Here is a 10387-nt window from a genome sequence, read left to right on the forward strand (position 1 = left end):
AGCCTTCAAAATACGGTCTCTCAACTCGCCCGACGAAATGTCTTCAATTCCTGCTTCACGCAGAGCATCCTTCGCTGGAAGGTATGGGCACTGGTGTGCAGCCGGTGTGCCTGCCGCTAGGTCAAGTCCGATCATTTTTTTTGTGCTCTCTGTTGTTTGTGGAACGGAGCGAGCCGGAATTCCTTGATTCCAAGCTCGCAGGAGGTCGACGTCAATCAGAAGCTCGCGTCCTCTGCGAAAGACGCAGCGAGCAAGGGGCTCATCAACATCGCTATTGAGAGCCCGGCTCAACCGTTTGCGAAAAGAAGATTCACTTCCGGAAATTCCGGCAGCCCCCATCGCGTCAGGAACGGGTCGCCGGTCAGGTTGTGTCGGTGCAGGCATGTGATTCTTTGGGGTTGGTGATAGTAGTCACACTCTGTCACCCAGCGTCATCGCACGCCTCAACAAAAAAATATATTTCACCCCTGATTGTTAGTCGAGATTTTGCGACTGGCGTTTTTGATTGAGGACCTGTTGAAGTTTTGCCATTGCGGCTGGCCGATCCTCGTTTTCAATTGGGTGAATTGGCGGGCCGATTCGTCTTGGTCGGGTGGCCTGTTGCGCATCAGCTTTGGGAGGTTGCGCACCTAAATTTGCGCAATGCTTTTTTGTGGCTGTTTGAATGACTGTTCCATTGGTAGTTAGTACCCCAGATTGCAGGGCATTAGAACCCTCACATTCAGGGTGATTAATACCCTTGGATCGTGGGGGATTGCGCAAATACTCACCATGATTCCCAGTTTGCGCAACCGTGCTATCACTTCCAGTGGTGGAATTTTGTACACATTTGCCAGTGACGCCTTCGTCCGGATTAATACCCTCGGATCGTGGGGGATTACCAACTGTCAATTGATTCCCGGCCAATTTTTCAACATTCAACCGATAGACAGTGACACGTCCCCTATCGCCAACACGGCGACCGGTATCAACAATCGCCCTATCGGCAATTAGCTGTTTAAAGGCTCTGGAACATGCAGCCTCGGAAAGATGTGACAACTTCTGCACAGTGGCCTTGGAAGGCCAAAGCTCGAATGTTTTTACATTGGCAAACGTGCTCAGAATCATAAGAACGCTTTTGGCAGGCGATGTGCCAGCATCAAAACCACGTGCCAGCCTAATGATGTCAAAGCCTGTCAATGGTCCTTTGTTTTTTTCGCTCACACTGAACTCCCGTCCCTCCCCTGGAACAGCCTCAACAGGCCCTAAGACTTCGGCATAAAAATTTCGGGTGCCAGCCTCTTAAGCTGCCGTCGGGTTTTGCGGGATATGCGGATCAGGTCACCATCCAGACAGACAGGCTCTCCCCGAGCCTCAGCCTGTGCGACTGCGATAAGAATTTTTACATCCTCAGCTTCAAGATTCATGGAGTTGGAAATTTCATTGATCCGGCCTTCAGGTAACATCATTCTGCCTCCTGGCGGCTTTTTTCCCATGTTTCAAGTTCTGATATTTTCCAGCGAACGCAGCGAGGGCCAAGGCGATGTGGTTTTGGGAATTGCACCCTTTCGTCGTTGATCTAGGAATACAGTGCGGTGTTGCCGATACCGTAACGATACATGACGCACTTTTTTGATATGAAATGTTGTTTCTGCGGCATTCCGATCTATCCGTTTTGATTCGTTTCGACACGGAATGCTACTTACGAGGGAGTGGTGGGGCATCAATATTTTTTTATTATATTCCTCTATCGTCCTGTTTCAGTCCGACACAAAGGAGGCGCATTAGCTGGCGCAAATTTGAGAAATAAAAAAAAGCCGAAGCAGTTACTAACCGCTCCGGCCTTGATATGTGTGGTGGGCCCAGCAGGACTCGAACCTGCGACCAAGGGATTATGAGTCCCCTGCTCTAACCAACTGAGCTATAGGCCCACAGTGGCGTCAGATTATACGCATAGAGGTTCGTTGGTGCCAGCCCTGAACCGCTATATGGCTATGATTTTTCGAGCATTTCTATTACGTGGTACAAAAAAGCTTACCAGTCGATACCTTTCTGGGCTTTTATCCCTGCATTGTAAGCGTGACGCTCGTCTTTTACCTCGCTAATAGTATCAGCAATCTCGGACAGTGCTTTCGGGCAACCTCGACCTGTGATGATCACAGACTGCATCTTCGGACGGTTTTTGATGGCCTCGACAATTTCATTAGTATCCACATAACCGTAACGAGCGATGTAGGTGAGTTCGTCGAGAAGTACCAGCGTAAGCTCAGGGTCTGCCAGCATCTTTTTGGTTTCTGTCCAGACGGCCTGAGCAGCCTGGGTATCCAGCTCTTTGTTCTGGGTATCCCATGTAAAGCCTGTAGCCATTACGTGGAATGGCACACCGAGCTTTTCCAGCACATTACGCTCGCCACAGTCCCACTTGCCTTTGATGAACTGAGCAACACCTGCTTTCAGATCGTGACCTACACAGCGCAGCACTGTTCCAAAACCAGAGGTGCTTTTGCCCTTACCGTTTCCGGTCAGCAGAATCACAATGCCCTGCTCTTTGGTCGCCGCTGCTATGTGGCTGTCGATGTGTTCCTTTTTGCGCTGCATGCGCTTTTTGTACTTGTCCTCTGATGTCTCTTCAGCCATACATGCCTCGCTGGTGATAGTAAGAGAGAAACGAGGAGCGAGTGCCCCTCGTAGAGTGCGGGTTAGATTTTAGGTGACCAGGTTAAGGTTGCGAAGATACCGCGTGGGGCTTCGTTGTAACCTTTAAGTGTCTCGTATTTTTTATTGAAAAGGTTCTCAAGTCTTGCGCCAAGCTTTATCTCTTGTGTCGCTTGCCAAGAAGTACGCAGGTCTACAGTGCCATAGCCAGCAACTCGTTGAGTGTTACCGGCATCATCGTATGAGTGACTGCGGGCTGTAAATGTTCCACCAACTGAAATATCACCAAAAGAACGGTCTGCAAGGATACTGATAATTTGTTTGGCTCTGTGTTCAAGCACTTTGCCAGTATCCCTGTTCTTTGGGTCAAGCACAGTGATATTGGTTGCTAGTGTCCACTCTTCAATCTTAGTTTTGAGGCTAACTTCTACCCCTCGAATTCTTGATTGGTCGACATTGGAGCGGATGAGTGAGTTTGAGGAGTGTTTGGTGTTAACAATCAGGTTGTCGATGTCGTTCTGGAATGCAGAAATGCTCCAGTTGGCAAAGGTGCTTTTGCCACGCAATTCTAATTCCTTATTTTTTGAAGTTTCTGGCTTCAAATTTGGGTTACTGAGGTAAATGTTTCCGTAGTCCACTGGGGGGGCATAGAGATCAGAGAAAGTTGGGGCTCTGAAAGCAGTGCCGTAGCTTGCTATGAGGCGAATGTCGCTTGGTAAGTTATAACCATAGGCAATGTTTCCTGTAGTCTTCTTACCATACGCTTCATTATCATCCCTGCGTGCAGACAATTGTAGGTCACTATTACTGAAGCCTGTCTGGCTCTGTACAAATAGCGCTTTATTGTCACGGGAGTTTTTTGTGAATTTTGTACTGCTATCTAGATGGTCATTGTAATAATCCAGTCCTGCAGTGATTAAAGTATTGTCTGTAATAGAGATGTCGTTCTGCCAGTTGGCAACACGCTTGGCTGTTTTGAAAAAGCTGGGGTATGGGCTACGAACTGTTTCTGAATCATCAACATTATAGCCGATACTCAATGTACTTAACCAATTGTCAGTGACATTTGCTTTAATAAAACCTGTTGCTGTTTTGTTGTTGAAGTGTGTGCGCGCCTTTCCTGGGTCAATCTCTGTGACGCCTTTATTTTGGGTGAGAGCAAAGCCGGTGGAGACATTGTCTGATACTTGATGTTCGAGTTTCACACTGCCGGAAGTATTGTTATAGAAGTCATCATCGTCTTCATTCTTTTTCCCTTGACGAGTAAAACCATCAGTTGTAGAGCGGTGAGCGCCCAAGGAGAAGCTGGTTCCAGCTTCTTTACCGGAAATATTTGCACCAAGGTTACGGCTGTTTCGACTTCCATAGCCCACCATTACTGATACACTTGGAGCACCTTTGCCCGTACGGGTGATAATATTGACAACCCCTCCAATAGTATCTGCGCCGTAAAGGCTTGCCCTTGGCCCACGAACAACCTCAATACGTTCAATTTGGTTAGGGTCTAGATACGGAATACTCGCTTGGCCCCATGCAGCACTTCCAATCCGTTGACCATCAACCAGTACTAATGTTTGCGATGGCAGAGAACCACGGAGATAAAAACGAGCTTCGGCACCAGAACCTCCATAAGTGCTGATTTGCACTCCTGGAACATTACTCAACAACTCAGGCACACTCGTAGCCTGGGATTGCTCAATATCCTTCCGAGTAATCACCGAAACCGGCGCCAGCGCCTGATCAACAGTCTGAGCGGTACGTGAGGCTGTCACGATTACATCATCAAGCTGATAAATGTCGTCAACAGTATTATTGGTGCGTGCAAAGGTCGGTTGAGACACAGCGAGGGCGAGGGGGAGCATGAGCCCCGATACTTTCCTAGTGTACATATGCATCCGTATGTGTGCGTGTATTGATGTGCATAAAGGCAGGTATTCTGGCTTCAGTCTCATTGCTCACCTCAGCCTTCCTGAAATCTTCGTTTCAGTGGCCTAACCGTTGTCGTTTAACGGTGCGAGGAAAACTCTTCTGTCACAGTTGCGGGCACAGCTCAGGCTTTAACCTGATTCCCCTCCTTTATGTAGGCGCCAATAGTAATAGCGATAAGCCGGGATGTATAGGGCATAAGGCGGACTAATGCCGGAATCCGGACACCGCTGCTGGCTATAGTTACTGCAGGATCTCGTGGTTATGAAGTACACAGGGAGTGTGATCCGTGAAGACTATCGCAGCTGTCCTGGCCGCTGGCCTTATAGGACTGAGCAGTGCTGTGGTAAGCGCCGCACCGGTTTCCGGTGCCAACGACCAGCGTCTCGACGCCTGGGAGCAGCTTGTCACCCGCCTGCATAACGCGCCGGAAAGTGAGCGCATACGGGAAGTGAATCGCTTCTTCAATTCTCTTGATTTTCGCAGCGACCAGAAGGTCTGGGGGCGGGAGGATTACTGGGCCTCGCCAACAGAGTTTCTCAGCCGTGGAACGGGTGACTGTGAAGATTACGCCATTGCCAAATACATCAGCCTGCGCCGTCTGGGTATAGACGACAGCCGTTTGCGCCTTGCCTATGTGCGTTCTCTGACATTGCGGCAGGCTCATATGATTCTGTTGGTAGATATCGGCAATGGCAAGCAGCTTGTACTGGATAATCTCACCGGTGCCATGCAAACGCCACAACGCCGGGGCGATCTTGAACCTGTTTATTCTTTCAACAGTACCGGACTTTGGTTATTGAGCCGCGAGTACCAGGAACAGCGGATCGGGCAGGCTTCACGATTAACCCACTGGGTTGGATTGCAGGAGAAATCAAAAAATTCCGGTATATGGCCGTCAGGCGGATGAATATTGCTTCGAAAGCCTATTAGTTCTGGCCTGCTTTGCCCATAATAGCTTCCAAAGATTTTCCATCTCGTTACACCAACGAACAGCTTTGGAAGGAAAGGGAACATTATGGGCGCGGGCAGCTTGAAAGAAAAACTGTCGAATCTCTTGCCTCGAGGTAGTGGTCAGCTTGGAAAAGTGGCTGCTATTCTGGTGGTGGTTTATGTAGTACTGATGCTGATTATTGGCGCGTACTGGAGCAACGAACCAGAAGCGTTTGATGTCACTGTTAACGCAAATAAAGTGGCAACAGAAATTAATCGCCCAATCGTAACGGGCTTCACTTCTACGGCAACAGCCATCCGTATTGGAGAAACTCTCCTCAACAAACCCGGCGGCTATCTGCGTAACGATATTGTGCCTCCCGGTGTGTTTATGGACAACATGCCCAACTGGGAGTTTGGTGCACTGGTTCAGTTGCGAGATTTTACCCGCGCCATGCGCAAGGACTTCAGCCGTTCCCAGTCTCAATCCAAAGAAGATCCCGATCTGGCCATTGCTGAACCTCAGTTTAACTTTGACTCCAAAAGCTGGGCGCTGCCTTCCAGCGAGGGTGAGTATCAGCGCGGTATTGATAAGCTGGACAGCTACTTGCTGCGCCTCTCCGACCCCAACAACCCCGCCCAGTTCTACACCCGTGCTGATAACCTGACTCAGTGGCTCCGGGATGTGGAAACCCGCCTGGGTTCTCTCTCTCAGCGTCTGAGCGCCAGCGTGGGCAAAACCCGCCTGAACACTGATTTGGCTGGCGATACCAGCGCCGGTCAGTCCACCCCGACAGCTCACGAGTTGCAGGTGAAAACGCCATGGATGCAGATTGACGACGTGTTCTACGAAGCCCGTGGTACATCCTGGGCACTGATGCAGCTGCTGCAGGCTGTGGAGGTGGATTTTCAGGACGTACTGGAGAAGAAGAACGCACTGGTAAGCCTGCGGCAGATTATCCGTGAGCTGGAAGAAACTCAGGCTACTGTGTGGAGCCCGGTTATTCTGAACGGCAGTGGTTTCGGTGTTCTGGCTAACCACTCTCTGGTTATGGCCAATTACATTTCCCGTGCTAATGCCGCCATTATCGACCTGCGGAACCTGCTGACTCAGGGTTAATGCTGTCCCTGCCCTGAAAATGCCGAGGTTGTTGATGCTCTTTTGAGTGCTGCAGTCTCGGCATTTTTATTTGTTGGAGTACTGATGAAACGCGTCTTCATGGCAGCAGTTCTCATGCTGTCCAGTCTGTCTGTTCAGGCAGCTCAAACCTGCATTCAGGATGATCATGGCCGAGAGGTCTGTTGGAATAAACCTGTACAGCGTATTGTCACGACGTCGTCCAATCTTACACGGCTGCTGTATGCCGCTGGTGCGGGGAGTCGTCTTGTGGGTGCTGACAGTTACAGTACCTTTCCTGAGAACACTGCAAAGCCAGCTGATATCGGAAGCTTTCCCAATTTCAACCTGGAACAAATATTAGCCCTTAAGCCGGATGTGGTTCTTGTGTGGGGGCAGGTGATCGGCAAGGAGATCATCGAAAGGCTTCAGGGGCTTGGTTTAAAGGTTTTCTATGTGGATCAAAACACGATTGCCGATATCGCCAGCTCAATTCAAAAGCTGGGTGCATTAGCCGGTACAGGCTCAGTGGCAAATCAGTCAGCAGCAGCGTTTACAGAACGCTACCAGAAACTCTTGACGACTTATCAGCAGAGAAAGAAAACCCGTGTCTTTTATGAGATGTGGAATGTGCCGCTGATGACAGTGGGGAGCAAACACCTTATCAACGAAGCTATAAATATGTGTGGCGGTGATAATATCTTTTCAGATTTGGATACAGGTGTAGTGACGGTTGGGCTTGAAACCGTTTTGCAGCGTAACCCTGAAATTATCATTACCCGGGATCAGTTCAGCAAGAATGACGAAATTCCCAAAGAGTGGGCACCACTAAGACCTGTCAAAGCCGTTAAGAACGGTATGATCATACCCTTCCCTGACAACCTGCTCACCATGCCGACCCCGAAAATGCTGGACGGCATAGAGCTGCTCTGTCAGAAGGTTCAAGCCGCCCGCGACCTAAACACTGCAGGCAAGCCCTGATAAGATTCCAGCAAATTTTTTATGCAAGTGAGCCTGACCATGGCCAAATACAGCGCAAAAGACAGTAGTTCCCGGCTGGTGTACAGCACCGATCAAGGACGCATTAAGGAAGAAAAACCTAAAGAAGTCACGCCGGAAACAGACGGCGTTGTCCGTGTACGTCCGGAGAAGAAAGGCCGCGGTGGCAAAACGGTAACCGTTATCACTGGCTTGCCAATGACCGGGAATGATCTGAAAGCTTTCGCCAAACAGCTGAAAAAACGCTGCGGTGGTGGCGGTGCGGTAAAGGATGGTGCCATTGAACTGCAGGGCGACCATGTGGATACCATGGTCGCCGAGCTGATCAGACTGGGCCATAACGCCAAGCGTGCTGGCGGTTAATCAGGCGTTGGCTTTACGGAATCGCTCGATAATGTTCCGGCTGGCGCTGTCCAGCTGGGACAGATCCCCATCTTCCATCATCGGGAACAGCTGCTTGCCCAACTGTTTGCCTAACTCCACGCCCCACTGATCGAAGGAGTTGATGTTCCAGATTACGCCTTGAACAAACACCTTCTGTTCATACATGGCCAGCAGTGCGCCGAGAGTTTTTGGAGTCAGGGAATCACAGAACAGAATACTGCTTGGACGGTTGCCAGGAATCACTTTGTGGGTTGCCAGACGTGCAATGTCTGCCTCATCCTTACCAGCATCAGCCAGCTCCTGTTTCACCTCTTCCAGAGAGCGGCCATTGGCCAGAGCATTCGCTTGTGCCAGACCATTGGTAAACAACCAGGCATGCTGATCTTTCACGGGAGTATGGCTGGTGGCCGGCATAATGAAATCCACAGGAATATTGCAAGTGCCCTGGTGCAGCAACTGCATGTAAGCGTGCTGGTCATTCGTGCCGGTGCCGCCCCAGATGATCGGGCCAGTAACGCTGACAACCTCTTCGCCGTTGTGCTGGGTACGCTTACCGTTACTTTCCATATCCACCTGCTGCAGGTGGTTAGGCAGGTTGCGCAGGCCGTGGTCGTAACTGAGAATGGCGTGACTCTGTGCATCGCCATAATGACGGTACCACAGGCCCAGTAGCGCCATAATCACAGGCATATTCTCGGCGAATGGTGCGGTGCGGAAGTGTTCGTCCATCTCACCGGCGCCAGCCAGCAGCTTCTGGAAATTGTCGTAGCCGATGGTCAGAGCAATCACCAGACCGATGGCAGACCACAGAGAGTAACGTCCGCCTACCCAGTCCCACAGGGGCAGGATGTTTTCTTCTGCCACACCAAACTCGGTAGCTGCCTGAATGTTGCAGGATACTGCGATCAGGTGTTTGGAAAGGTCTGATTCTTTCAGGCCATGGTTCAATAACCAGCCACGGGCCGCGTTGGCGTTTGCCAGAGTCTCAAGGGTGGTGAAGGTTTTGGAAGCAATAATGAACAGGGTTTCGTCCGGATTCAGCGGCTCCAGAATTTCGGTAATATCCGCAGGATCAATGTTCGCCACATAATGAGGCGTAATCTGCTCTTTGTGGAACGGTTTCAGAGCATCGGTCACAACCTTCAGGCCGAGATAGGAGCCACCAATGCCAACGTTTACAATATGGCGGATAGGCTTACCGGTGTAGCCCGTCCAGCTATTAGAGTGAATCTGCTCGCAGATGGACTTCATCTGCTCGTGCATAGCTTTGATGGCAGGCTTAATGTCCTGTCCATCTACCAGAACCGGCTTGTCCAGATCACTGCGCAGGGCCGAGTGAAGCACCGCGCGCTTCTCAGAACCGTTAATAATCGCGCCATTGAGCTGGTTCTTGATAGCGTCCCCCAGCCTGGCTTCTTCAGCGACAGAGACCAGCCTGGCGTGGATGGTGTCGTCGATCAGGTGGCGGGAGTAATCCAGCAACAGGCCACAGGCATCAATGGAGAAGCGATCAAAACGGTCAGCTTCCTCGGCCAGCCTGGTGCGCAGAAAGTTGTCTGGAATCTGCTTGTACAGTTTTTCCAGATCTTCAGAGGCACGGAAACCGGTCAGGGCTACAGAATACGCGGACATACGGAAACGCTCCGATGATTGTCAGGGGAAAGTAAGGCCAGCTATGCAAGCACCGTTGCGTTGCGGTTTCAACTATTTAGTTCAATAGATAGTCAAATAATAGAAAAAAGTAACCGCTGAATTTATCCACCTTTGAGCCGTCCCGGTAAAGAGGTTTTCACTCGACTACCATCAACGGAATCCGTCGAGCTAAATGCGCAAATAGATCATGTGTACTTACTTGTGAAAGTGCCCCCAAAGGTCTGGGTACTTACTGGGGCAATCATTTTTGGGTGTAAGGTTACTGCGTTGATACCGTGGGTGTTGATGCTGAGATGGTTTGCAAGTATATGCTTTTCTCAGGAAAAGCAGGAACGGCTCCAGCAGGCGCTCCAATTGTGTCACAAATGGGGAGATAGCTCGGCCAGCCTTCTTAGAAGGCTGGCCGGTAACTGCCCCTTCCAGGGGACTTAGAGCAAGCCCACTTTCTAAGAATGTGGTTTGTGCAGTTCGATATCATTACTAGCCGCGGGGGTATTTACCCGAGCCTGAGTACGCAGCTGGGCGAAGACTTCCAGAGCTGTTCTCTGATTGCCTTCGTGTCTGCCCGTTGCTTCTCTTAGATAAGACTGAGCTGGGCAGAACTTCGGGTTGAGTAGTGCACCAGCACCAAGAACAGATTCACTTGAATCTTTTTGTTTGTGAGAAGAATGTGCCTGGTATTGGCTGCCTGCTACATACTTTGGTTGTATATTCATACTGAATAATCCTCCGTGACTGTTT

The 10387-nt window shown here is 50.3% G+C and carries 11 protein-coding genes, 1 tRNA gene and 1 riboswitch; of the genes, 4 read left to right on the forward strand and 8 right to left on the reverse strand.

What is annotated here, in order from left to right; all coding sequences use genetic code 11:
- Positions 1-474: 474 nt before the first annotated feature.
- The 6 genes from E1189_RS06025 to E1189_RS06050 form a co-directional block, all read right to left on the reverse strand.
- Positions 475-1203, reverse strand: a complete 729-nt coding sequence (locus E1189_RS06025) for a hypothetical protein (protein ID WP_155159142.1) — start codon at positions 1201-1203, stop codon at positions 475-477.
- Positions 1204-1244: 41 nt separating this feature from the next.
- Positions 1245-1448, reverse strand: a complete 204-nt coding sequence (locus E1189_RS06030; protein WP_155159143.1) for a hypothetical protein — start codon at positions 1446-1448, stop codon at positions 1245-1247.
- Positions 1445-1543 (reverse strand): helix-turn-helix transcriptional regulator, encoded by a 99-nt coding sequence (locus tag E1189_RS26205; RefSeq protein ID WP_408014701.1) that lies wholly within the window; start codon positions 1541-1543, stop codon positions 1445-1447. Before E1189_RS26205 ends, E1189_RS06030 begins: the two co-directional genes overlap by 4 nt.
- A gap of 290 nt (positions 1544-1833) precedes the next feature.
- A tRNA-Ile gene (locus tag E1189_RS06040) sits at positions 1834-1910 on the reverse strand.
- A 103-nt stretch (positions 1911-2013) separates the two neighbouring features.
- A complete protein-coding gene (cobO, locus tag E1189_RS06045; RefSeq protein ID WP_155159144.1) occupies positions 2014-2616 on the reverse strand; it encodes a cob(I)yrinic acid a,c-diamide adenosyltransferase in 603 nt (200 codons plus the stop codon).
- 62 nt (positions 2617-2678) lie between these two features.
- Positions 2679-4475, reverse strand: a complete 1797-nt coding sequence (locus E1189_RS06050; RefSeq protein ID WP_196221254.1) for a TonB-dependent receptor domain-containing protein — start codon at positions 4473-4475, stop codon at positions 2679-2681.
- Between the two features lie 68 nt (positions 4476-4543).
- Positions 4544-4741: riboswitch (cobalamin riboswitch) on the reverse strand.
- A gap of 108 nt (positions 4742-4849) precedes the next feature.
- Here E1189_RS06050 and E1189_RS06055 point away from each other — a divergent pair.
- From E1189_RS06055 to yciH, 4 genes are all read left to right on the forward strand, one after another.
- A complete protein-coding gene (locus tag E1189_RS06055; protein ID WP_155159146.1) occupies positions 4850-5470 on the forward strand; it encodes a transglutaminase-like cysteine peptidase in 621 nt (206 codons plus the stop codon).
- Positions 5471-5578: 108 nt separating this feature from the next.
- Positions 5579-6613: a DUF2333 family protein gene (locus E1189_RS06060; RefSeq protein ID WP_155159147.1), complete on the forward strand. Its 1035-nt coding sequence runs from the start codon at positions 5579-5581 to the stop codon at positions 6611-6613.
- Between the two features lie 99 nt (positions 6614-6712).
- Entirely contained in the window at positions 6713-7591 is an 879-nt protein-coding gene (locus tag E1189_RS06065) for a cobalamin-binding protein (RefSeq protein ID WP_196221255.1), read from the forward strand.
- A 21-nt stretch (positions 7592-7612) separates the two neighbouring features.
- Positions 7613-7972 (forward strand): stress response translation initiation inhibitor YciH, encoded by a 360-nt coding sequence (gene yciH, locus E1189_RS06070; RefSeq protein WP_230460209.1) that lies wholly within the window; start codon positions 7613-7615, stop codon positions 7970-7972.
- Here yciH and pgi read toward each other — a convergent pair whose 3' ends face one another.
- Positions 7973-9625, reverse strand: a complete 1653-nt coding sequence (gene pgi, locus E1189_RS06075) for a glucose-6-phosphate isomerase (RefSeq protein WP_155159149.1) — start codon at positions 9623-9625, stop codon at positions 7973-7975.
- Between the two features lie 467 nt (positions 9626-10092).
- Positions 10093-10387: hypothetical protein (locus E1189_RS06080; protein WP_230460210.1), on the reverse strand; the 295-nt coding region annotated here is incomplete at its 5' end.

Source organism: Parendozoicomonas verongulae (assembly GCF_009711465.1).
GTDB classification, from domain to species: Bacteria; Pseudomonadota; Gammaproteobacteria; order Pseudomonadales; family Endozoicomonadaceae; genus Sansalvadorimonas; species Sansalvadorimonas verongulae.

Bases quoted from the DNA above. Each gene is read 5' to 3' on its own strand.
- E1189_RS06030 (WP_155159143.1), bottom strand. From the start codon at position 1,448: ATGATGTTACCTGAAGGCCGGATCAATGAAATTTCCAACTCCATGAAT.
- cobO (WP_155159144.1), bottom strand. From the start codon at position 2,616: ATGGCTGAAGAGACATCAGAGGACAAGTACAAAAAGCGCATGCAGCGC.
- E1189_RS06060 (WP_155159147.1), top strand. From the start codon at position 5,579: ATGGGCGCGGGCAGCTTGAAAGAAAAACTGTCGAATCTCTTGCCTCGA.
- E1189_RS06065 (WP_196221255.1), top strand. From the start codon at position 6,713: ATGGCAGCAGTTCTCATGCTGTCCAGTCTGTCTGTTCAGGCAGCTCAA.
- yciH (WP_230460209.1), top strand. From the start codon at position 7,613: ATGCAAGTGAGCCTGACCATGGCCAAATACAGCGCAAAAGACAGTAGT.
- pgi (WP_155159149.1), bottom strand. From the start codon at position 9,625: ATGTCCGCGTATTCTGTAGCCCTGACCGGTTTCCGTGCCTCTGAAGAT.